Annotated in this window: 22 protein-coding genes; 7 read left to right on the forward strand and 15 right to left on the reverse strand. The window is 33.2% G+C overall.

Annotated features, from left to right (window positions below):
• Window positions 1-175: 175 nt before the first annotated feature.
• From BM246_RS15910 to BM246_RS15920, 3 genes are read right to left on the reverse strand one after another with little or no spacing between them, the layout of a single operon-like run.
• Window positions 176-1195, reverse strand: coding sequence for a UDP-glucose--hexose-1-phosphate uridylyltransferase (locus BM246_RS15910; protein WP_042498245.1), 1020 nt, complete (start codon window positions 1193-1195; stop codon window positions 176-178).
• Window positions 1196-1218: 23 nt separating this feature from the next.
• Entirely contained in the window at window positions 1219-2367 is a 1149-nt protein-coding gene (gene galK / locus BM246_RS15915; protein ID WP_074939233.1) for a galactokinase, read from the reverse strand.
• 17 nt (window positions 2368-2384) lie between these two features.
• Window positions 2385-3263: an aldose 1-epimerase gene (locus BM246_RS15920; RefSeq protein ID WP_175489808.1), complete on the reverse strand. Its 879-nt coding sequence runs from the start codon at window positions 3261-3263 to the stop codon at window positions 2385-2387.
• Between the two features lie 163 nt (window positions 3264-3426).
• Between BM246_RS15920 and BM246_RS15925 the strand changes: the two genes are divergently transcribed.
• Window positions 3427-5013 carry a solute:sodium symporter family transporter gene (locus BM246_RS15925; protein WP_083415831.1) on the forward strand — a complete coding sequence of 529 codons (1587 nt, stop codon included), beginning with the start codon at window positions 3427-3429 and terminating at the stop codon, window positions 5011-5013.
• A 781-nt stretch (window positions 5014-5794) separates the two neighbouring features.
• On the opposite strand, the gene rplS is transcribed toward BM246_RS15925, so the two are convergent.
• From rplS to BM246_RS15955, 6 genes are all read right to left on the reverse strand, one after another.
• Window positions 5795-6145, reverse strand: a complete 351-nt coding sequence (rplS, locus tag BM246_RS15930) for a 50S ribosomal protein L19 (RefSeq protein WP_042502860.1) — start codon at window positions 6143-6145, stop codon at window positions 5795-5797.
• Window positions 6146-6495: 350 nt separating this feature from the next.
• Window positions 6496-7221 (reverse strand): tRNA-uridine aminocarboxypropyltransferase, encoded by a 726-nt coding sequence (locus BM246_RS15935; protein ID WP_231961871.1) that lies wholly within the window; start codon window positions 7219-7221, stop codon window positions 6496-6498.
• Window positions 7222-7337: 116 nt separating this feature from the next.
• Window positions 7338-8015: a tRNA (guanosine(37)-N1)-methyltransferase TrmD gene (gene trmD / locus BM246_RS15940; protein WP_042498253.1), complete on the reverse strand. Its 678-nt coding sequence runs from the start codon at window positions 8013-8015 to the stop codon at window positions 7338-7340.
• A gap of 138 nt (window positions 8016-8153) precedes the next feature.
• Entirely contained in the window at window positions 8154-8768 is a 615-nt protein-coding gene (locus BM246_RS15945) for a hypothetical protein (protein WP_042502859.1), read from the reverse strand.
• A gap of 132 nt (window positions 8769-8900) precedes the next feature.
• The gene (locus BM246_RS15950) at window positions 8901-10349 is read right to left on the reverse strand and encodes a glyceraldehyde-3-phosphate dehydrogenase (RefSeq protein WP_074939239.1); all 1449 of its coding nucleotides are present in this window, start codon (window positions 10347-10349) and stop codon (window positions 8901-8903) included.
• Window positions 10350-10555: 206 nt separating this feature from the next.
• Entirely contained in the window at window positions 10556-11965 is a 1410-nt protein-coding gene (locus tag BM246_RS15955; RefSeq protein ID WP_074939241.1) for a trypsin-like peptidase domain-containing protein, read from the reverse strand.
• 321 nt (window positions 11966-12286) lie between these two features.
• On the opposite strand from BM246_RS15955, the gene dapF reads away from it, so the two are divergent.
• From dapF to BM246_RS15980, 5 genes are all read left to right on the forward strand, one after another.
• Window positions 12287-13060: a diaminopimelate epimerase gene (dapF, locus tag BM246_RS15960; RefSeq protein WP_074939244.1), complete on the forward strand. Its 774-nt coding sequence runs from the start codon at window positions 12287-12289 to the stop codon at window positions 13058-13060.
• Window positions 13057-13581, forward strand: coding sequence for a GNAT family N-acetyltransferase (locus BM246_RS15965; RefSeq protein ID WP_074939246.1), 525 nt, complete (start codon window positions 13057-13059; stop codon window positions 13579-13581). The genes dapF and BM246_RS15965 overlap by 4 nt, the downstream gene beginning before the upstream one ends.
• Window positions 13582-14625 (forward strand): endolytic transglycosylase MltG, encoded by a 1044-nt coding sequence (gene mltG, locus BM246_RS15970; protein WP_074939248.1) that lies wholly within the window; start codon window positions 13582-13584, stop codon window positions 14623-14625.
• Between the two features lie 2 nt (window positions 14626-14627).
• The gene (locus BM246_RS15975; RefSeq protein ID WP_074939251.1) at window positions 14628-15536 is read left to right on the forward strand and encodes a DUF2279 domain-containing protein; all 909 of its coding nucleotides are present in this window, start codon (window positions 14628-14630) and stop codon (window positions 15534-15536) included.
• A gap of 110 nt (window positions 15537-15646) precedes the next feature.
• Window positions 15647-16309 carry a hypothetical protein gene (locus BM246_RS15980; protein ID WP_042502847.1) on the forward strand — a complete coding sequence of 221 codons (663 nt, stop codon included), beginning with the start codon at window positions 15647-15649 and terminating at the stop codon, window positions 16307-16309.
• A gap of 12 nt (window positions 16310-16321) precedes the next feature.
• Here the strand turns inward: BM246_RS15980 and BM246_RS15985 are convergent, their stop codons facing one another.
• Genes BM246_RS15985 through dnaA form a run of 3 tightly spaced genes read right to left on the reverse strand, consistent with a single transcriptional unit; the run spans window position 16322 to window position 18935 of the window.
• The gene (locus tag BM246_RS15985) at window positions 16322-17038 is read right to left on the reverse strand and encodes an SAM-dependent methyltransferase (RefSeq protein ID WP_074939253.1); all 717 of its coding nucleotides are present in this window, start codon (window positions 17036-17038) and stop codon (window positions 16322-16324) included.
• Window position 17039: 1 nt separating this feature from the next.
• Window positions 17040-17495, reverse strand: coding sequence for a low molecular weight protein-tyrosine-phosphatase (locus BM246_RS15990; RefSeq protein ID WP_074939255.1), 456 nt, complete (start codon window positions 17493-17495; stop codon window positions 17040-17042).
• A 12-nt stretch (window positions 17496-17507) separates the two neighbouring features.
• A complete protein-coding gene (dnaA, locus tag BM246_RS15995) occupies window positions 17508-18935 on the reverse strand; it encodes a chromosomal replication initiator protein DnaA (protein WP_042502842.1) in 1428 nt (475 codons plus the stop codon).
• Between the two features lie 181 nt (window positions 18936-19116).
• On the opposite strand from dnaA, the gene BM246_RS16000 reads away from it, so the two are divergent.
• Window positions 19117-19521 carry an acyl-CoA thioesterase gene (locus BM246_RS16000; RefSeq protein ID WP_042498266.1) on the forward strand — a complete coding sequence of 135 codons (405 nt, stop codon included), beginning with the start codon at window positions 19117-19119 and terminating at the stop codon, window positions 19519-19521.
• 26 nt (window positions 19522-19547) lie between these two features.
• Here the strand turns inward: BM246_RS16000 and BM246_RS16005 are convergent, their stop codons facing one another.
• The 3 genes from BM246_RS16005 to ribD are packed head-to-tail and all read right to left on the reverse strand — an operon-like array spanning window position 19548 to window position 21793.
• Entirely contained in the window at window positions 19548-20156 is a 609-nt protein-coding gene (locus BM246_RS16005) for an IMPACT family protein (RefSeq protein ID WP_074939257.1), read from the reverse strand.
• Window position 20157: 1 nt separating this feature from the next.
• Window positions 20158-20769: an HAD family hydrolase gene (locus BM246_RS16010; RefSeq protein WP_042498269.1), complete on the reverse strand. Its 612-nt coding sequence runs from the start codon at window positions 20767-20769 to the stop codon at window positions 20158-20160.
• Window positions 20762-21793, reverse strand: coding sequence for a bifunctional diaminohydroxyphosphoribosylaminopyrimidine deaminase/5-amino-6-(5-phosphoribosylamino)uracil reductase RibD (gene ribD, locus BM246_RS16015; RefSeq protein ID WP_074939259.1), 1032 nt, complete (start codon window positions 21791-21793; stop codon window positions 20762-20764). Before ribD ends, BM246_RS16010 begins: the two co-directional genes overlap by 8 nt.
• Window positions 21794-21795: the final 2 nt, after the last annotated feature.

The raw sequence follows: 21795 nt of genomic DNA on the forward strand, positions 1-21795 counted from the left end.
AATTACTGTTTTTTGTAAAATATCAATTCGATATATTGAATAACTGTTTAAATGAAGAGTAGAATAAAGTAGATTAAATTTGAAGAAAACTGTTAATAGATTTTAACTTTAAGGCATAAAAAAGCCTTTACAATTTTGATTGTAAAGGCTTTTTTTTTGAAAATATTTTAATGATTTAAAGCAAATCGCGAAGCATTTTAACGGCACTCTCTGCGGTAATATCGCGTTGAGGTGAGCCAAACATTTCGTAACCAACCATAAATTTCTTAACCGTTGCACTACGTAATAATGGTGGATAGAAACTCATATGCCAATGCCAATGATCGTTAGCTTCTCCGTCTGTAGGAGATTGATGGATACCACTAGAGTATGGAAATGATGTATTAAACAGCTTATCGTAAGCTTTAGTTATTACCGAAATAGCTTCAGCATATAGTAAAGTTTCATTTCCTGATAATTCAGATATGTTTCTTTGCTGCTTTTTAGGAGCAATCATAGCTTCAAACGGCCAAACAGCCCAAAACGGAATAAGCACAACAAAAGCATCGTTTTCAAAAATAATACGCTCTTGCTTTTCTAGTTCCTGAGCTAAATAATCGCCTAAAAGACTACTTTTATTTTTGTTAAAGTAGTTTAATTGTTGTGTGTTTTTTTTGTCAACTTCGTTTGGTAACGTAGTCTGACTCCATATTTGGCCATGCGGATGTGGGTTACTACAGCCCATTACCGCTCCTTTGTTTTCAAAAATTTGAACGTAATTTATTAAATCGTTTTCAGCAAGTTCATTGTATTCATGTTGCCAAGCAAAAACTACCTTTTCAATTTCGCTAGGTGTCATGTCTGCTAAACTTTTGGAGTGGTCTGGACTAAAACAAATCACTTTACATATACCTTGTTCGCTTTGCGCTTTTAATAAACCATCCTCAACTTTAAAAACTTTAGAGTCGGTTTGTAAGGCTCCAAAATCGTTAGTAAAAATAAAAACATCCTCATAATTAGGGTTTTTCTCTCCGCTTATTCTAGCATTTCCAGCACATAAATAACAGCTTTCATCATAAGATGGGCGTACTTCATTGTTTACAGCTTCGTTTTGTCCTTGCCAAGGGCGTTTTGCACGGTGTGGAGAAACTAAAACCCATTCACCGGTTAATATATTATAGCGTTTATGCGAAAAATCTTGTAAATCGGTAGTCATTATAATGTCTTTTTAATTTTGAATTATTTTATAAGGTGTGTCCCGTCTGAAAGTTCTACGGTGTAAATAGAACAATCTTTATCGAACGCTTTTTTATAGGCTGGTGCTACCGAAGTTTTAAAATCTTCTACGGCATTTTTAGCTATTAAATTTATCGTGCAACCACCGAAGCCACCACCCATCATACGTGCGCCTAAAATATTGTTATTCTTTTTTGCGCTTTCAACTAGAAAATCCAATTCGTCACAACTCACTTTATATTGGTATTGTAAACCGTGGTGCGATCCGTAAATTAATTTCCCCAGCATTTCTAAATCACCATTTTGCATGGCTGCAGAGGCTTGTTCTGCACGCTCATTTTCTTGTATTACAAATAAGGCTTTTTGGTAATCTTCGTCTGTAACTTTATTTTTTACTTTTTCGAGATCAGCTTCATTAGCATCTCTTAAGGCTTTTATGTTAAGCATTTTAGAAATACTCTCGCAAACAGATCGGCGATCATTGTAAGCACTATCAGATAAGCTATGCTTCACGTTAGTGTTGATAAGCATGAGCTCATAATTTTCAAAATTAATTTCAAAAGGTTTAGCTTCAATCGAACGGCAATCCAAAAGTAATGCATGGTTTTTGATACCAAACATACTCGCGTATTGATCCATAATACCGCAATTAACACCCACGTAATTGTGTTCTGCTTTTTGCGAAATAAAAATCATTTCGGTTTTACTTAAACCAAGATTAAACAATTCATTTAAACCAAAAACAACACTATTTTCTAAAGCAGCAGATGATGACATGCCTGAACCCGACGGAATATCGCCTCCAAAAACCATATTAAAATTTTCGATGGTTTTACCTAATTTCTGTATTTCTGCAATAACACCTAAAACATAATTTCCCCAACTTTCTTTTATCATAGGAGCAATAGAATCTATTGAAAAAGAAATGGTGTCCTTAAAATCGGATGCAGAAACAGACGATGTGCTATTCTGCGTTTTATTAATAGCAGCAATAATACCTTTATTTACAGCTGCTGGAAATACAAAACCATCGTTATAATCGGTATGTTCACCAATTATATTTATTCTTCCAGGCGAGAAAACCATTAAAGGCTCTTCGTTAAATTTATCTAGAAACTCCTGTTTAATTTGGTTTACTAAAGTTGTGTTCATAATTTCTTAGTATTATGTTAGTTTAGTTTTAGGCTCCAATCTAATTGGTATGTGGCATTTGGCGCTAAGGTTTTTAGGCCAATTTTATTGTTAAAACTATCGGAAACTCCTGTTGTTGGTTCTATTGCAATTACATTAACTAGGGGTGGAGTATAAGCTTGTAAAAAGCAATTTTCTTCGGAAGAGTTTATGCTTAAATTATAATTAGGCGTTGCAAATTCAACTTCGGTTTTATCTAGCTCCCAACAATCATCTAGTTGTTTGTCTTTTAATAACATTTCAGACGGATCTGGATTGTTAGTGGTTTCTGTCGTAATCATACGTTCGCTAAAAACCATTTTTTTAGTACTTTCAAAAGATAGTAAGCTTTCAGATAAATTACTACTTAAAAAATAAGGATGCCAGCCTAAGGTAAACGGAAAGGTTTCACTATCTGTATTTTTTACCTCTACGTTTAAGTCTAGTGTGGTTTCGGTAATTCTATATTCTAACTGAATAGAGTAGGTAAAAGGAAAACCTTCAGATTTTTTATCTTCCTTATATAGTAGTTTTACAGAAGCGCTATTCTCTGTAGTTGTTTCATCTATAACATCAAACGTCTTATCAAAAACTAAGCCGTGCAAGGCATTATTATTTGGTACTTCATTAACAGGAAACTTATACGTTTCATTGTTGTATGTGTAAGTGCCGTCTTTTATTCTATTTGCAAAAGGAAAAAGAATGGACGATGCATAGGTGTTTTTATACTCTAAAGGACCCAGGTTTTTTATTAAAGTTTGTCCAAAAAGTTTTAATTCTTGAAGGCTCGCACCATCGTTTAAGCAAATTTTGGCGAAAATGGTTTTGCTTGAATTTTCTATTTCAAGTGCTGAATGACTGTGTGTTATACTGTACAAAATGTTTTGTTTAAGGTAATTGGTTTTACAAATATAGGAACTAGACTCACAAATACAAGTGATTTATTAAAAATAAATGTATTTTTTACAATTAATAATGATTTATGTTCTTATTTTTAGATATATTTGAATTTTAAATTAAACTAAACCACACAAACATATGATGCAAATTATATCATTTTTAGGCTTTACTGCCTTGGTTGCTATTATATCTTATTTAGCAACACGAAAATCTAACGAAGATTCCTCGGATGGATATTTTTTAGGAGGAAGAAGTTTAACAGGCGTTGTAATTGCTGGATCTTTATTACTAACCAATTTATCTACAGAGCAAATAGTTGGTTTAAACGGGTCGGCTTTTAAGGAAGGAATTTTAGTTATGGCTTGGGAAACATTAGCAGCGATTGCTATGGTGGTAACAGCTGTATTTTTATTGCCAAGATATTTAAAAGGCGGTATAACAACTGTGCCTCAGTTTTTAGAAAAACGTTACGATAAAATGACCAAAACCATAACATCTGGTTTATTTTTAAGTGGTTATGTAGTTGTATTATTACCTATTGTACTTTATTCTGGAGCTTTAGCAATTAACTCGATGTTTAATGTGCCAGATATGTTGGGAGTTTCTAAAACTGCAGCACTTTGGATTACCGTTTGGGGGATTGGTATTATAGGTTCTGTTTATGCCATATTTGGTGGTTTAAAAGCAGTTGCCGTGTCTGATACTATAAATGCTGTCGGTTTGTTAATTGGTGGGCTATTAATTCCATTTTTTGGATTGTTAGCTATTGGAGAAGGAAGTATAGGTGATGGTGTATCAACTTTAATGGAAACTAATCCTGATAAATTTAAAGCTTTAGGAGGTCCGGAGTCGGCTATTCCTTTTGGAACAATTTTTACAGGGATGATGTTGGTGCAGTTGTTCTATTGGGGAACCAATCAAGCTATTATCCAGCGTGCTTTAGGAGCTAAAAACTTAAAAGAAGGCCAGAAAGGATTGTTATTAGCATCGGGAATAAAAATACTCGGGCCATTAATTGTTGTTTTACCAGGTATTATTGCTTTCCATATGTTTGGTGATACTTTAGAGAATCCAGATGAAGCTTATCCAAGATTAGTAACCGAGGTATTGCCAGCGGGCTTAGTAGGTTTCTTTGCGGCTGTTTTGTTTGGGGCTATTTTAAGTTCGTTCAATTCGGCATTAAATAGTTCAGTAACATTATTCGGAATCGATATTTACAAATCTCACATTAATAAAGAAGCAACCGAAAAGCAAACCGTATTTGCAGGAAAATCTTTTGGGATGGTTTTAGCTATTCTATCCATGTGTATTGCGCCTTTAATTGCAAATGCTCCCGACGGATTATTTGGATACTTGCAAGAAGTAAACGGTTGTTACAGTATCCCTATCTTAACTATTATTGTGGTTGGGTATTTAACAAAGTATGTGCCAGCAATTGCTGCAAAAGTGGCTATTATTTCAGGTGTTGTGCTATATAGTTTAAGTCAGTTTGTAGTAAAACCATTTGTAGTAGGTGCCGATAACTATCCGCATTTTTTACATGTAATGGCAATTTTGTTTGTGCTCAATGTAATTATCATGTTAATCATTGGTAAACTATATCCGCGTAAAGAAGCTTTTGTATTAGAGTTTACGAAACAAGTAGATATTACACCATGGAAACATTTAAAAACAGTTGGTATTGCTATCTGCGTTATAGTAATTGGTATTTACGTGTATTTCTCATAGAGAAACATATAAGATTATTAAAAAGCGTTCATTTTTAAATGAGCGCTTTTTCTTTTTATATAGTATTAAGAACACTTAGATCGGGTTGTATGAACTAGGGTAGAGGTATAGCCCCAAAAGCTATAAAAAAACAAAAGCCATATCACTGCAGAACTTAATCTCCTTTGATATGGCTTTTTTGAAATAGTTTTCTTGTTTTCTTGAATTTAGTAATATTTCACTAAGTCGATTCGAATTTTCATCAAAACCTATTCAATTCAAGTTTGCTATTTCAATTGATATACTACTGTAATTTCAAAATGTATTGACCTATTACACTAATATATCGTGGTAATTGTTTTTCTCGATGTTAAAAGGTGATGGTTTGCTTTCGCTGGTATTTCACAATTAACACAACTTATAAAATTCATTTAAACCTTCGTTTTCATGCTTTATTATAAGTAGTCCATTATTAAAACCGCTTGCCATGTGGCATTTGGTGTTTTACAATGTCCTTTTTTTGCTACTCACGCATACACCTGAAATAACAAAATCTTAAAAAACAATAATTTGTAAGAACGTTATCTTATTTAGAATTAAATGTAAATTCAGTGTTGAAGTGAAACCAACTATTGTTGTCATTATCCTTACTGCTAAGATACAACCACAATGCGAAATCTAAAAATTTTTAAGACTCTAATTATCAACAGCTTATGAACTAAGGTTATTAACATTTGTTCATAAAAAAAGCCTTAAGATAAATTTTAAGGCTTTTAACTTACTGTAAAACAGTGTTTTGTAATTAACGTCTACGCTCAGTAATTCTAGCTTTCTTACCAGTTAAACCTCTGAAGTAGTAGATTCTAGCTCTACGTACTTTACCACGTTTGTTAACTTCTATCTTTTGTAATGCAGGTAAATTAACAGGGAAAATACGTTCTACCCCAATAGTACCAGACATTTTTCTAATTGTAAAAGTTTCAGAAGAACCTGATCCTCTTCTTTGAATAACTACACCTCTAAAGAACTGTGTACGTGTTTTAGTACCCTCTTTAATTTCGTAGTATACAGTAATTGTGTCTCCAGCTCCAAACTCTGGAAAATCTTTTTTTGTTACAAACTCGTCTTGAACAAATTTTACTAAAGATTCCATATCTTTATATTTATTTAATTATTAATTCAGAACAACATTCACGATTCTCGCCAGAGGTTAACCCGAAATTGGCTGCAAAGATACTTAATATTTTAAAACCCACAATTAAAATATTAAATTTAAAACACCAATTAGGGTGTTCCCTTGCAGGTCAGGCTATCCGCTATATCTTTTTGAGAAGGTTTTAGCTATGGTGCTATGGTTTTCTTCTTTTTAAAAGTATAGTTATCAATAATAAATTCAGTCTATTTTAAGTTTCTCAAAAAGGATGCCGCTGCTATCCTTAACACAACTACCTACAAACATTTGGCTACCCGAAAGGTCTAAAACTATCAATAGAGATATTGTATCTATTTTTGTTCAAAAATAATATTCCTTTCCGTATTCTTCTTATACATGGTTTTAGGAGTAATCGCTTTATTCGCAGTAGTGCAATAGTTTTTATTATTTGGGTTTAGCATATATTCCAGTTGATGCTCAATCATTTTTTCAAAAGGAATAAGAAAGTCTTTTGTGTCACATTCTTCTAAATCACTATCCTTAAGTAAATTTAATACCGTGTAAACCGACTCAATAGTACTAAGGCAAAGAGATTCTGGTTGCTGCTTGATAATAAATTTTGATTTTATTGTATTATCAAAACTCACTCTTTTTAATTTCTGCAAGTTTCTGCTTAGTTTAAGCATTTTACGAGCGCAAGGCCAGGTGCCATCAATAAGAAATAGGTTTGCATTATTGCCCATAAAAGAATTTATTTCTAAACTTTCTCTTATTGATAAGTTGAAATTATCTTTCCCAGGGTAAAGTAAAAAAGAAGAACTGTTTTCTTTAGCCAGTATGTCGTTTACACGCTTATTATTGGTGAAATCAACACCAACTATAATTTCTGAATTTTCAAGTTGAAGATTTGTTATATGTCCTGTTCCGCTTTTTTCCTTTTTATATTCCTTAGGATGCATAAGAATAATAAAACGAGTTTTAGTCTTTAAAGGACTAATGTGCTCACAAATACATGTACTTGAAGGTCTCATGCACTTGTAACATGTTATTCTTGGGTTTGTTATTTCTGATTGCAAGTTGGGAATCGTTTTTGTTTTTCAATTTTTAAAATTGATCGAATTGTCTATCTACTTTTTGCGCATTGGGTTTTTCCTATTTACAATTCACAACTAAAGTACGCACCACAGCCTTTTTATTCATCCAATAAATCGGGTCTCAATTTTTTAGTACGCTCGTAAGCTTGCTCTTCTCTCCATTTTTCAATTTTAGGGAAATTGCCACTAAATAATAATTCAGGAACTTTCCACCCTTTATATTCTCTAGGTTTTGTATAAATAGGAGGCGCTAATAAATTATCTTGAAAAGAATCGGTTAGGGCAGAAGTTTCATTACCCAAAACCCCAGGTATTAATCTAATTATTGCATCACAAAGCACAGCTGCTCCTAGTTCTCCACCAGAAAGCACATAATCTCCAATAGAAATTTCGCGCGTAATAAATTGATCACGCACACGTTGGTCTACACCTTTATAATGTCCGCATAAAATAATAATATTTTCATGCATCGATAATTGGTTAGCAATACCTTGCTTTAAGGTTTCACCATCGGGTGTCATGTAAATCACCTCGTCGTATTCACGTTGCTCTTTTAATGCCGAAATACACTTATCAATAGGTTCTACCATCATTACCATACCTGCGCCACCACCAAACTGAGTATCATCAATAGATTTATAGTTATCGGTAGTATAATCGCGTAAATTATGAAAATGCACTTCTACTAAATCGGCTTCAATGGCACGTTTTAGAATAGAAGCTTCAAACGGACTTTTTAATAATTCTGGTAAAACGGTAATAATATCTATACGCATGGCTTGTTTTTATCTGCCACAAAGATAAATGAATTGTTTGGTATTTTTAATTAAGTTTTAGAGCATCATAATTAAAGTTTAGCACAAAAAAAATCCGTAATAAAGATTACGGATTTTAAATATTGTATACTGAAGCGTTTAAGCTTTTTTCTGCTTATTTATTTCGTCTTGCAATTGGCGACGTACTTTTTGCTCACGTTCTAGAGCTGTTTTTCTGTGCTCTTCAAATTCCTCTTCTGTTTCTGCTAAGCTTTTCTTTGCAGCACGAGTAATCGCGTTACTATTATTAAACTTGTAGATAAAGAAAAGTAGAAAAGCTAATAACCCACCAATAATAGACCACATAAGCACGTTGTAGCTCGATTTACTCATTTGTAAACCAAACAATGCCATGTTATTTTTTTCGGTATTTGTTTTTTCTAAGTCTGTTTGTGTATTAGAAAGGTTTAGTTTTAAATCAGCAATTTCTTTTGCTTGATTTTTAACTACCAATTGGGTGTCTACTAAATCTTTATGCACTGCTTTTAGAGAATCTAAAGTATGTGCTTTAAGCGTGTAAAGCCATGTTTTCTTTACGGTTTTATAATCTTGCCAGCTGTTAGAACGACGGATAACAAATTCAAACTGGTTATCTATTGAGCCACTATTTAAAGATAATTTATCTTCTTCTTGTGTTGCATTGGTTTGAGAAAAAGACGAAAGCGTCAATAAAAACGCGCAGGCTATGAAGAACAGTTGTTTAGTAAAATTCATTTCTAAGAATAATTTTTTATGGGTTGAATTCGGTTTACGAAGTTATGAAAATATGCTTATAATTAGTTAAAAAGCCTCATTAAAATGAGGCTAATTTATATACGGGTAACATTTTATTTTAGATGTTTTATTCTAATAATAGGTAAACCTTCTTACTTTAGAAATATATTTAGCCAATCTAATAACTTGATGGCTATAGCCATATTCATTATCATACCATATATAAAGCAGGATGTTTTTGCCGTCTTTTCTAACAATAGTGGCTTTACTATCGTAAATAGAAGGTGCAGAACAACCCACAATATCACTAGATACTAGCTCATCGCTTAGCTCATATTTTATTTGTTCAACTAAATCACCTTCCAAAGCATATTTCTTTAAAATAGTATTTACAGCCTGAAGAGATGTTTCTTTTTCAAGTTCTAAATTTAAAATTGCTAACGATCCGTTAGGTACAGGCACACGGATGGCGTTCGATGTTAGCTTGCCTTCTAAGCTTGGTAAAGCTTTAGAAACTGCGGTGCCAGCACCAGTTTCTGTAATTACCATATTTAATGCGGCTGCACGACCACGACGGTATTTTCCGTGAAAATTGTCGACTAAATTTTGATCGTTTGTATAGGCATGAATAGTTTCTAAGTGGCCACTTTTTATACCAAAAGAATCTTCCATAACTTTTAAAATAGGCGTAATGGCATTGGTTGTGCACGATGCGGCTGAGAAAATAGCATGCTTGTCTGGGTTATTCTCTTTATGGTTTACACCGTATACAATATTTGGTATTCCTTTTCCTGGTGCAGTAAGCAATACTTTATCGACACCTTTAGATTTTAAATGTCTGCTTAAAGCTTCTTTATCTCTAAAAGCACCAGTGTTATCAATAACTAAAGCGTTGTCTATACCAAATTCGGTGTAGTCAATATCTTCTGGGTTATTAGCTGAAATAATTTTTACAGTAGTGCCATTAATAATTAAAGCTTCGTTTTTAACATCAATAGAAACAGTTCCTGAAAAATCTCCATGTACAGAATCATTACGTAAAAGCGCGGCGCGTTTTTCTAAAATTTGTGCATCTATAGTTCCTCGTGTTACAATAGCGCGTAAACGCATTTGACTACCTTGGCCTGTTTTGGCCATAAGTTCTCGGGCTACCAAACGACCAATTCTACCAAAACCATAAAGTATCACGTTTTTAGGATCAATACTTCCGTTTTTGTGAGCATCTTTCAATTTTGAAGCAACAAATGCTGTGGCGTTATTATACTTGTTGTCTTCTGATTGAAACTCGAAAGTTAATTTACCAATGTCGAGCTTGGCTGGTGGCACATCGAGCGTTTTAATGGCTTGTGCAATTTCTACAGAATCGAAAACGGAAATTGGCTTTTGTACAAATTTACCCGCATATTCATGAAGATTTAAAATCTGACTCACATTACGGTCTATAAGTTGGTTTCTAAAAAGAACCAATTCTATAGATTTATCGTACCAGAGATCACTAATAATTTTAATGAATTCTACAGTTGCTCGACGTCTGTCGGCCTGAAATGCTAATTCCTTTTCATAAGTTTTGTTAAAGGACATAATTTAAAAAGTTTAGTTGTAGTTTTTTTGCAAAAATACCATATTTCAAACGTTTTCGTAGATTGTTTGATGACTTTTTTTTCTACTGAAATCTTATAGTTATTTCCTTAGTTTTTACACTTAAATATATAAGGTATGGCAAAAAAGAAACCTCTTTAAAACTTTACGCCTTAAAGAGGTTTCACTAACACAAATTCAAACAAGTTTTATTTAAAAAGAACTTCTTTTCTTTCTTTTCGTGTGTTTATATATTCTAGCTTTTTAATGTTATCTAAAATATCTTCACCATATTTTTCCTTTAGTTTTGAAATATCATCTATACTTTCAATTTTAGTGTCGTTAATTCCGGTAATAATATAGCCTTCGGAAATTCCTAAGTTAGAATACAACCATTTATTCTCTGTGTTCTTAACAATTACACCGTAATCTATTTGGTACTTCTCTTTAAAAGAATCTGATAAATCTTGTAAGTCCATTTTCATGAAATTAACGGTAAACATTTCAGTTTTTGTTAAGGTTACCGACACCGATTTTAAATCGTTCTTTCTGTATAATTCTACATTTACTACATCATTCGGGCGCTTTGTTTTAATGTACCCGCTTAAATCTTCAAATTTAGAAATCTCGATATTGTCTAATTTCTTAATAACATCTCCTTTTTTAATACCTGCTTTTTCGGCTCCAGAGTTTTTAATTACTTCGGCAACGTAAACACCTTCGGCGTAATTTACACCCATTTCTTCCGCTACAGCGCTATTAAAAGTTCCGCCTTGAATTCCTAACACGCCATTTTGTACGTTACCAAATTCCATAATATCTTCAATAACTTTACGTGCAATATTACTTGGTACAGCAAAAGAATACCCAACGTAAGAACCAGTTTGAGATGAAATTGCCGTGTTAATTCCAATTAATTCTCCATTAGTATTTACTAGTGCTCCACCAGAGTTTCCTGGGTTTACGGCTGCATCGGTTTGTAAAAAGGATTGAGAACTTTGCCCTGTTAAATCTCTAGATTTTGCACTTATAATTCCTGCTGTTACCGTAGAGGTTAAGTTGAACGGGTTACCAACGGCTAAAACCCATTCGCCAATTTGCACGCTATCTGAATCTCCAAAAGTAACATATGGTAAATTTTCATCAGCGTCAATTTTTAACAGCGCGATATCCGTTTTTGGATCGGTCCCAACAACTTCAGCAGTATACGTTTTATTGTTGTTTAATGTTACCGAAAGTTCGCTGGCGTTTTTAATAACGTGGTTATTGGTAACAATATATCCATCGGCATTAATAATTACCCCAGAACCTGTACCCATTTGCGCGCGTTGAGGACTTCTTCCTGAAAAGAAATCTTGCAAGGTCATTTGTCCAGAGCTAATAGTTACGTTTTTTACGTGTACCACAGCATGAACTGTATTATCTGCGGCAGTAGTAAAATCGGTATTTTCGGCAGCATTAAGCGCCATGTTTAAATTATTTGTTGGTAAAAAAGTAGGTTGTTCGCTATTTGCTGCAACAACTACGGTGTTATCTTTTTCTAAAAAAACTTTGTACGCACCAAGAGTTATAACACCTCCTAATACGGATACCATTACTAAGGTTAAAATCTTCTTCATATAATCTATAATTTTGAGTGTTTAAAATCGTGTTCCATCTTTTGAACAATTAAAATTAATTATTTACAGAACATGAAATTTATTTTTAACGATTTTTAACGTACACTTTAACGCCTGTTTAACAGAGGTGTAAAGTGCGTTATTATCTTGGATTGTGTTATTAAGATATTTGTAATTAATGCTTTAATATAGGTTTTTATAGTTAAAATGTATTACGAAGTTAAAAGCTGTTTGTTACTTTTATTTTGTGTTTTTATGCATTATTTCCTCATTTTCTCAACAGAAAATTACATTCTTTATTCATATATTTGTTGACATATTATGCAACAGACTTTTTATAAATATCAAGGAACAGGGAACGATTTTGTGATGGTTGATAACCGTCAGCAAGCGTTCAATAAAAGAGATGCCAAAAATATTGCTTTTTTGTGCGATAGACGTTTTGGGATAGGAGCAGACGGACTTATTCTTCTAGAAAATCATGATACGCTAGATTTTAAAATGGTGTATTTTAATGCCGATGGTAACGAAAGTACCATGTGTGGAAACGGAGGTCGCTGTTTGGTTGCTTTTGCAAAACATTTGGGTGTTATTGAAGATAAAGCTGTTTTTGAAGCTATCGATGGTTTACATCATGCTGAAATTGAAGGCGATATTGTGAAGTTACAAATGTTGGATGTTGATGTTGTGGAAAAGTTTGATAATTATGTGTTTTTAAACACCGGATCGCCGCACCATGTTCAATTTGAAGATGCTATTGAGTATTTTAATATTAAGGAAAAAGGTTCTAAAATTAGAAATGGTGAACCTTATTTTACAGAAGGTACAAACGTGAATTTTGTAAAAAAGGTAAATGATGAAGTTTTTAGAGTGCGCACTTACGAGCGTGGTGTAGAAGATGAAACATTATCTTGCGGAACAGGTGTAACGGCCGTTGCTATTGCTATGCATGCTATAAATGAAACTACAGAAACTTTGATAAAATTAAATGTTCAGGGCGGAAAATTGAAAGTAAGTTTCGATGTTGACAATGGTGTTTACAAAAATGTTTGGCTTATTGGTCCTGCAAAATTTGTATTTAAAGGCGAAATATGATAACTCTAAAAGGCGAACATATCTATTTGCGCGCTTTAGAGCCTGAAGATTTAGAATTTATTCATGCTGTTGAAAACGACGAGGCTGTTTGGGAAATTAGTAATACACAAACGCCATATTCTAAGTTTTTAATTAAGCAATATTTAGAGGAGGCTCACCGAGATATTTACGATGTAAAGCAACTCCGTTTAGTGATTTCTACAAATGAAGATAAAGCTATTGGCCTAATTGATTTGTTCGATTTCGATTTTAAAAATGGACGTGCTGGTATTGGAATATTAATTAAAGATGAAGAAAATAGAAGCAAAGGGGCAGGTAAGGAAGCTTTGGCTTTATTGATAAACTACAGTTTCACTCATTTGGATCTTCATCAGCTTTATTGTAATATTTCCGAAGAAAATACTACAAGTGTCAAACTGTTTACCAATCAGGGTTTTGAACAAATTGGATTAAAAAAAGATTGGAACTATATTAATGGTTCTTATAAAAACGAATATTTATTTCAGCTTATTAAAAATTAAATGTACATAAAAAAAATACTTATTGCTATTGCTGTTATTGGGCTTCTTGTAGCCGCATTTTTTGCAAACTTTGTTTACAAAGCAATGCTAAGGCCAAATACGGCTTTTAATAATGAAACGGCTTATGTTTATATATCTAGTAATGCAACTTATAGCGAGGTTAGAAGTCAGTTAGAGCCTTTACTTGATGATATTGAGTCGTTTGATGATTTAGCTGAACAAAAAAAATACATCTCTAATATTAGAGCAGGGAAGTTTGCTATAAAAAAGGGAATGACTAATAACGATATTATTAATTCTATTAGAAGTGGTAATATAGCTATTAAGGTATCTTTTAATAATCAATCTACTTTAGAAAAACTGGCAGGACGTGTTTCTAAAGAAATCGAAGCAGATAGTTTGTCTTTGTTGAAAGCTATGACGGATAAAACGTTTTTAGCTGAAAATAAATTCAATGAAGCCACAGCTTTAGGAATGTATTTACCTAATAGTTATGAGGTTTTTTGGAACACCGATGCAGAAGGTTTTAGAAATAGAATGCTTAAAGAATATAAGCGCTTTTGGAATGCTACTAGAACAAAAAAAGCTGAAGCCATTGGTTTAGAGCCTAATGAAGTGATTGCATTGGCCTCTATTGTTTACGAGGAATCGAAGCAAGCTAGCGAGCAACCAACCATTGCAGGTGTGTACATGAATAGGTTAAGAATTGGTATGCCTTTACAAGCCGATCCTACTTTAAAATTTGCTGCATATCAATTACCTAAGTATAAAAACACAGTAATTAAGCGTGTTTTAAATGTGCATAAAGATATAGATTCACCTTATAATACATATCAAAATCGTGGTTTGCCACCAGGTTTAATTGCCATGCCTGATATCTCGGCTATAGATGCGGTTTTAAATTACGAAAAGCATCAATATCTTTACTTTGCTGCAAATGCTAAAAAGTTTGGCTTCCATAAGTTTGCTAAAACTTTAGCGCAGCATAATGTAAACGCTAGAGAATATCAACGCTTTTTATCTGCTCAAGGTATTAATAAATAGTGATGGCTTTTAAAGTGAAGTACGCGCTATTTTTACTTTTAGTGTCGTCGGTTGCCTTTTCTCAAAAAGAATTTAATTCTTTTTTTATACCTAGTGATTCTTTAAATACCTCGCGGCGTAATGTTGTGGTTTATAGTGAAGCTGCACTTGCAAGTATTACTTTAATTGGGTTAAACCAACTGTGGTATGCCGATTACGAGCGTTCAAAATTCCATACCTTAAATGATAATGATGAGTGGTTGCAAATGGATAAATTTGGCCATGCCTTTTCAGCTTATCAAATGGGGAAGCATGGTGCACAGCTTTTAAATTGGAGTGGTGTAAGTGGAAAAGGTCAAATTTTATATGGTGCTACTTTAGGCTTTGGATTTCTTACAGCTGTAGAAATGCTGGATGGTTATTCTGATGAATGGGGTTTTTCTTGGGGTGATATTTTAGCAAATGCATCGGGTACAAGTTTGTATATTGGGCAAGAATTATTGTGGAAAGAGCAACGAATTGCGCTTAAATACAGTTTTCATCAAACAAAATATGCTAAACAAAACCCAGATAAGCTTGGAAACGGACTATTAGAAGAGGTGTTAAAGGATTATAATGGGCAAACCTATTGGCTTAGTGCTAACATGCATGCGTTCTTTAAGGACAGTAAGATTCCAAAATGGCTCAATCTAGCTGTGGGTTACGGTGGAGAGGGCATGTTGGCTGGTGTAAGCAGTAATGTTAATGATTTGTTAATTAGTGATTTACGGCACAGGCAGGTCTTTTTAAGCCTTGATCTTGATTTAGAACATATAAAAACAAATTCAGCCTTTCTAAAAACTGTTTTTAGTGTTTTTAACATGATAAAATTACCATTTCCAACTCTCGAATTTGGTAAAAAAGGCTGTGTATTTCATCTATTGTACATTTGATTTGTGTCGTTAAACGATTAATTTTGTTAGTTTTAGAAAAAGCCGTACTTTTGCACGCTCAAAATTTCAGGTGAATTTAAATTGTAATTTCACTGAAGAATTTAGACATTATGACAAAGAATATTGCAAGTTACTTAGTCTTGGTACTTTTTACAGTAATTGTGTTAAGTGTGTCGTTTTCATCAAATGATTCGATCGTAGATTTAAGTAAATATTCAACAGCAGGCTTAGAGTTAAATTATACTGTAAGTCTGGACGAAGGTATCAAAGATGATATTTTACTGTCAAACGACGAGGACAATGAATTTTCTCCATTTTTGGGAAAATCATTTGTAGGATTTAAAGAAGCTATAGGCTTTAAAGAATCTAGAGGTAATTACGCTATTGTAAATACTTTTGGTTATTTAGGCAAATATCAATTTGGGACAGAAACTTTAAAGATGATTGGGATTAATAATCCGGAGGCATTTTTAAAAAGTCCTAAATTACAAGAAAAGGCATTTATTGCCAACGCTGCAAGAAACAAATGGATTTTGCGACGTGACATTAAAAACTTTGTAGGGCGCCGCATTAACGGTGTGTTAGTTACAGAATCTGGTATTCTAGCAGCGGCACATTTAGCTGGTCCTGGCAGTGTTAAAACTTATTTAAGGAGTTATGGTTTAGATAACTTCGCTGATGGTTTTGGAACCACAGTACAGTATTACATGAAGCGATTTTCTGGTTACGACACTTCGTTTGTAAAACCAGATAGACGAGCAAAAGCCATCTAAAAGGGGTTTAAATTAGCTTTTATGTATAATGAATAGCGTTGGTCTTTTATGAAGGTCAACGCTATTTTTTTGCCAAGCTGCGGCATTTTTAGTTTTTATAAACTCCGTGTCTAAAGTAATATCGCAAGCCACACAGATATCTGTGTTTTTCTCTAAAATGCTGCTTAAATCTTCTAGCATTTTGTTATTTCTATAAGGAGTTTCAATAAACAATTGAGATTGATTATGTTCGAAAGATAAGCGTTCTAAGCGTTTAATTTCGGCTTTACGCTCAGCTTTATCAATAGGTAAGTAGCCGTTAAAAGCAAAGCTCTGTCCGTTCATGCCAGAACTCATCATAGCCATTAAAATAGACGATGGTCCAACAAGTGGTACTACCTTTATGTTTTTTTCATGAGCTATTTTTACAACATCAGCTCCTGGATCTGCTACACCAGGGCAACCTGCTTCAGATAAAAGGCCTACGTTAATACCTGTTAAACAAGGATTTAAAAAGGCTGGTAATTCGCTAGCTTCTGTACGTTTGTTTAAAAGAAACAATTGTAAAGCGGGTTGTGATTTTGCCGGACATATCTTCTTTATAAATCGACGTGCTGTTTTTTCATTTTCAACAATAAAAACATCAATTTTATCTATAGTATTTTTTACAGTTATAGGCAAAACATCAAGTGGATTATTGTCTCCTAAAGTGGTTGGTATTAAGTAAAGTTGGCCTATAGCAGATGTCATTTTATTCCGAAGTTAAATTATGGGCAATAGATATGCATGCTTCATTTAGCATGTTGTAAATGTTTTCAAATCCATTGGTTCCTCCGTAATAAGGATCTGGTACATTAAAATCTTGAGCTGGGTAAACTTCGTTTAAAATGAAATTTACTTTAGAAACGTCTTCATTGTTTCTCGCTAGTTTTATAACATTGTTGTAGTTAGAGTCGTCCATAACATAAATAAGATCGAAGGTATCAAAATCGGAAACCGAAAATTGCCTTCCTCTTAAGTTTGAAATATTTATGCCATACTTTTTAGCTACAGCAATAGAACGCGGATCTGGTGCATTACCGGTGTGGTAATTTGCGGTTCCTGCAGAATCTACAATAAAGTGTTTTGGTAGTTTTGCTCTTAAAATACCTTCGGCAAGTGGGGAACGACAAATGTTTCCCAAGCATACCATCAGAATTTTAGTCATTTTAAAACAGTTTTAAACAGAAAGTTTTTTCGAAATATCTTCAACGTATTTTTTAAATTGTTTATCTGTTGAAGATAAGTTGTCTACCGTTTTACATGCGTGTAAAACCGTTGCGTGGTCGCGTTTTCCTATTTGAGAACCAATACTTGCTAACGATGCTTTTGTTAATTTCTTAGCAAAAAACATAGCTAATTGTCTGGCTTGTACAATATGGCGTTTTCTAGTTTTAGATTGCAGTGTATCGATATCCATTTGGAAATAATCCGATACTACTTTTTGAATGTAATCTATAGAAACTTCGCGTTTTGTGTTTTTCACAAACTTCTCAACAATGGTTCTCGCTAAATCAATAGTGATTTCTTTTTTGTTGAAAGAGGATTGTGCTATTAACGAAATAATAGCGCCTTCTAATTCGCGGACGTTAGTTTTTATGTTTTTAGCAACATAATCTATAATGTCTTCTGGCATTTCAACACCATCGCGATATAATTTATTCTTTAAAATAGAAACGCGTGTTTCAAAATCAGGATGTTGTAACTCTGCTGAAAGTCCCCATTTAAAACGAGATAATAAGCGTTGTTCAATATCTTGCATATCAACAGGTGCTTTATCACTTGTTAATATCACTTGTTTTCCATTTTGATGTAAATGATTAAAAATGTGAAAGAAAACATCTTGTGTTCCTGTTTTTCCTGTTAGGAATTGCACATCATCAATAATTAAAACATCTATAATTTGATAGAAATGAATAAAATCGTTTCTATTATTTTTCTTAACAGAATCTATATATTGTTGCGTAAATTTTTCAGCAGAAATATATAAAACCGTTTTTTCAGGATATTTATCTTTAATATCAACACCAATAGCGTGCGCCAAATGCGTTTTACCTAGACCAACACCTCCAAAAATTAATAATGGATTAAAAGATGTGCCACCTGGCTTAGCCGCTACAGCTAATCCTGCACTTCTAGCTAAACGGTTAGAATCACCTTCTAAAAAGTTTTCGAAACTGTAATTAGGGTTTAATTGCGACTCTATTTTTACATTTCTAATTCCTGGAATTACAAACGGATTACGTAATTCGGGGTTTTTATTGTTTAAAGGAATGTCTACATCTTGTGATTTTAAACCACTTCTGTTAGAACTCGGAATTCTTTCTGTAAAAGGTTGTTTGTTGCCATATGTGTTTTCCATTTTAATAATGTAAACTAGCTTGGCTTTTTCACCTAATTCTTTAGTTAGGGATACTTTTAAAATCTTAACATAGTGCTCTTCTAACCATTCGTAGAAGAACTTACTGGGCACCTGAATGCTTAAAGCATTATCAGTTAGTTTAACTGCTATTATTGGTTCAAACCAGGTTTTATAAGCTTGCGGTTGAATATTATCCTTTATGAATTCTAGACAATTATTCCATACCGTTTGCGCAGTTATACTCATTTTAAAGACTCTTGTTGTTTGTTAATTTTATGGATGAAAAAACGAATTTCCATATCCCTCCATTTTGTGCTTGGCAAAGATGTGAACAAAATTCTTAAAAAAAAAATGAATTACTATTGAATAATTGGAATTTTTTCCTCAAGTTTAAGCACATGTCGAAACTACAAAAAATTATTCAAATATGGTCGTGAAATCCGATGAAATACAAATAAGAGTGAGATACGGTGAAACAGACCAAATGGGAGTCGTTTATCACGGAAATTATGCATTATATTTAGAAATGGGCCGTATTGAATGGCTAAGAAAACTAGGCATTTCATATAAAACTATGGAAGAAAATGGAATTATGTTGCCAGTGGTTTCTTTAAATGTAAATTATAAAAAACCAGCAGGTTACGATGACCTAATTAATGTAAAAACACAACTCAAAAAAAGACCCACTGCCAAAATAGAATTTGAGTACGAAATTACAAATGAGCAAGGTGAGCTTTTGTCTACAGCAAGCACGATTTTAGTGTTTGTAGACATGAAAACGAAGCGTCCAACAAAAGCACCTCAATATATTTTAGATATTCTTGAGGGATAAAAATTTTTTATTTTTTTTGAACGGATCTAAATTTGCTTGATTTGTATTTCGAAAAGATGGTTAAATTTTTCAAAAACGGCTTCAGATTCTTTTTTTCTAACGGAAATTGTAATCTGACAGTCTAATTCTAGTTTTTGATTCGTGATATTTAAGTTACGCTCTTTAATAACACGCATTACTTTATTCATGTTTTTATAATCGAAAGTAATGAGGTAATCTATATTAATTGTTTTCTCAATAATTTGGGAAGCTTCTAAAGCAAGTTGCGCGGTGGTTTTGTATGCGTTTATTAAACCACCAACGCCTAGTTTAACGCCTCCAAAATAGCGAACAACTACAATTAAGATGTTGGTAACATCAAAAGATTGAATTTGTCCGTAAATAGGCATCCCAGCGCTGTTGTTGGGTTCGCCATCATCATTTGCGCGGTAACTTATGGTTTCGGCACCTATTTGATAGGCGTAACACCAATGTCTAGCAGAATGATGCTCTTTTTTTAATCCTTCTATATGAAGCTTTACATCGTCTTCATTTAAAATAGGAAAGGCATAGCCAAAGAATTTACTGTTTTTATCTTTAAACAAAACAGGTTCTATAGCTTTGGTAATCGTTTTATAAGTGTCTTTTTCAGTCAAATTAAAATAAGTCGCTTTTGGTTTCAAATAAAGTGCAAACGTCTTCGGTTTCTGGATTTATGTGCCAAGTAGCAAACTTTAATCCTTTTGCAGTTTCAATGTTATCTTGATTATCATCAATAAACAAGCACTCATCAGCATTTAATTTATTTTCGTTTAAAACAAATTCAAAAATATCGGCATTAGGTTTTCTTAAATTTATTTCGTGAGATAAGTAAAAAGCATCGAAACAGTTTTTAAATTCATCGTAGAAAGAAAGACTTTCTTTAATAGAATCTATATGGAGTTCGTTGGTGTTACTCAACAAAATAAGTTTATATTCTCCAGATGCTTTAAGGTTTTTTATAAACTCTAATCTTTCTTTAGGGAAGTGTTTTAGCATGTAATTCCATGTGTAAATCAAATCTTCTTCCGAAAGTTTAGGGAAGTTTTCTTTATAAAAACTTAAAAATTCTTCTGTTGAAATTAAGCCTTGTTCGTAAAAACTATTAAACGCCGTAATTTCCTCAGAAAAAGAATCAATTTCTAAGGTTTCAAAAGCATATTTAGCAGCGCCATCGATATCAAGGTTTATAAATACGTTTCCGAAATCGAAAATTAATGTTCTAATCATTTTTATATATTTTTAAAAGATCTGTAAGTATGTATTCTTCATGAACTAATTGTCCTGAAATATGTGGTGCTTTAACACCAGTTTTAAATGTTGTCTGTCCAGTAAAAACTCGAGCTTCGTCCCAAAGATTTTCGTCTATAAATGTTTGTAATGTTTGTGCGCCACCTTCAATAATTACAGAATTTATGTTATTATTATAAAGTATAATGCTTATCTGTTTTGCTATGTCGGTTTTTGACTCCCAATCTATGGTTTCGGAGTTTTTATTGATGTTTTTTTCGGTAATCCTGATAGTTTGAGCGGCATCATTAAAAATAGTTAAATTATCAGGGAGTCTTTCTGTTTTGTCTAAAACAATTCTAATAGGGTTTTTTCCTGTAAAATCTCGAGTTGTTAAAGATGGATTATCCGCTAGTGCTGTTTGTGTGCCCACTAAAATGGCTTGTTCTTCTGCGCGCCATTTGTGCACCAATTGCCTAGAGTAGGTGTTGGTAATCCAAACTGGTTTTTGTTCATCTTTACTTATTGGAGCAATAAAACCATCGCTAGTTTCTGCCCATTTCAAAATAATATAAGGTCTTTTTTTATTATGAAATGTAAAAAAGCGTTTGTGGTGCGCTCGACATTTTTTTTCTAAAATACCAACAACTACGTTGCATCCAGCTGCTTTTAGTCGTTTTATACCTAAGCCTGCTACTTTTTCAAAATCGTCTACACAACCAATTACTACATTGGGTATTTGGTGTTTAATAATTAAGTCGCTACAAGGAGGTGTTTTTCCATAATGTGCGCAAGGTTCTAGTGTAACATATATGGTGGCTTGTTTTAAAAGCGTTTTATCGTTTACAGAATTCATGGCGTTTACTTCGGCGTGATTTCCACCGTATGTACTTGTATATCCTTCGCCAATAATTTTGTTATTGCAAACAATTACACTACCAACCATTGGGTTTGGGCGTGTGCTTCCTAGTCCGTTTTTGGCAATTTCTAAACAGCGTGTTATGTAGGTTTCGTGTGTATTCAATA

It is taken from the genome of Algibacter lectus (genome assembly GCF_900112395.1).
GTDB lineage: Bacteria > Bacteroidota > Bacteroidia > Flavobacteriales > Flavobacteriaceae > Algibacter > Algibacter lectus.

Coding starts and splice junctions, on each gene's coding strand:
- BM246_RS15910 (WP_042498245.1), bottom strand. CDS start 1,195: ATGACTACCGATTTACAAGATTTTTCGCATAAACGCTATAATATATTA.
- galK (WP_074939233.1), bottom strand. CDS start 2,367: ATGAACACAACTTTAGTAAACCAAATTAAACAGGAGTTTCTAGATAAA.
- BM246_RS15925 (WP_083415831.1), top strand. CDS start 3,427: ATGCAAATTATATCATTTTTAGGCTTTACTGCCTTGGTTGCTATTATA.
- rplS (WP_042502860.1), bottom strand. CDS start 6,145: ATGGAATCTTTAGTAAAATTTGTTCAAGACGAGTTTGTAACAAAAAAA.
- trmD (WP_042498253.1), bottom strand. CDS start 8,015: ATGCGTATAGATATTATTACCGTTTTACCAGAATTATTAAAAAGTCCG.
- BM246_RS15945 (WP_042502859.1), bottom strand. CDS start 8,768: ATGAATTTTACTAAACAACTGTTCTTCATAGCCTGCGCGTTTTTATTG.
- BM246_RS15950 (WP_074939239.1), bottom strand. CDS start 10,349: ATGTCCTTTAACAAAACTTATGAAAAGGAATTAGCATTTCAGGCCGAC.
- BM246_RS15955 (WP_074939241.1), bottom strand. CDS start 11,965: ATGAAGAAGATTTTAACCTTAGTAATGGTATCCGTATTAGGAGGTGTT.
- dapF (WP_074939244.1), top strand. CDS start 12,287: ATGCAACAGACTTTTTATAAATATCAAGGAACAGGGAACGATTTTGTG.
- BM246_RS15965 (WP_074939246.1), top strand. CDS start 13,057: ATGATAACTCTAAAAGGCGAACATATCTATTTGCGCGCTTTAGAGCCT.
- mltG (WP_074939248.1), top strand. CDS start 13,582: ATGTACATAAAAAAAATACTTATTGCTATTGCTGTTATTGGGCTTCTT.
- BM246_RS15975 (WP_074939251.1), top strand. CDS start 14,628: ATGGCTTTTAAAGTGAAGTACGCGCTATTTTTACTTTTAGTGTCGTCG.
- BM246_RS15980 (WP_042502847.1), top strand. CDS start 15,647: ATGACAAAGAATATTGCAAGTTACTTAGTCTTGGTACTTTTTACAGTA.
- BM246_RS15985 (WP_074939253.1), bottom strand. CDS start 17,038: ATGACATCTGCTATAGGCCAACTTTACTTAATACCAACCACTTTAGGA.
- BM246_RS15990 (WP_074939255.1), bottom strand. CDS start 17,495: ATGACTAAAATTCTGATGGTATGCTTGGGAAACATTTGTCGTTCCCCA.
- dnaA (WP_042502842.1), bottom strand. CDS start 18,935: ATGAGTATAACTGCGCAAACGGTATGGAATAATTGTCTAGAATTCATA.
- BM246_RS16000 (WP_042498266.1), top strand. CDS start 19,117: ATGGTCGTGAAATCCGATGAAATACAAATAAGAGTGAGATACGGTGAA.
- BM246_RS16010 (WP_042498269.1), bottom strand. CDS start 20,769: ATGATTAGAACATTAATTTTCGATTTCGGAAACGTATTTATAAACCTT.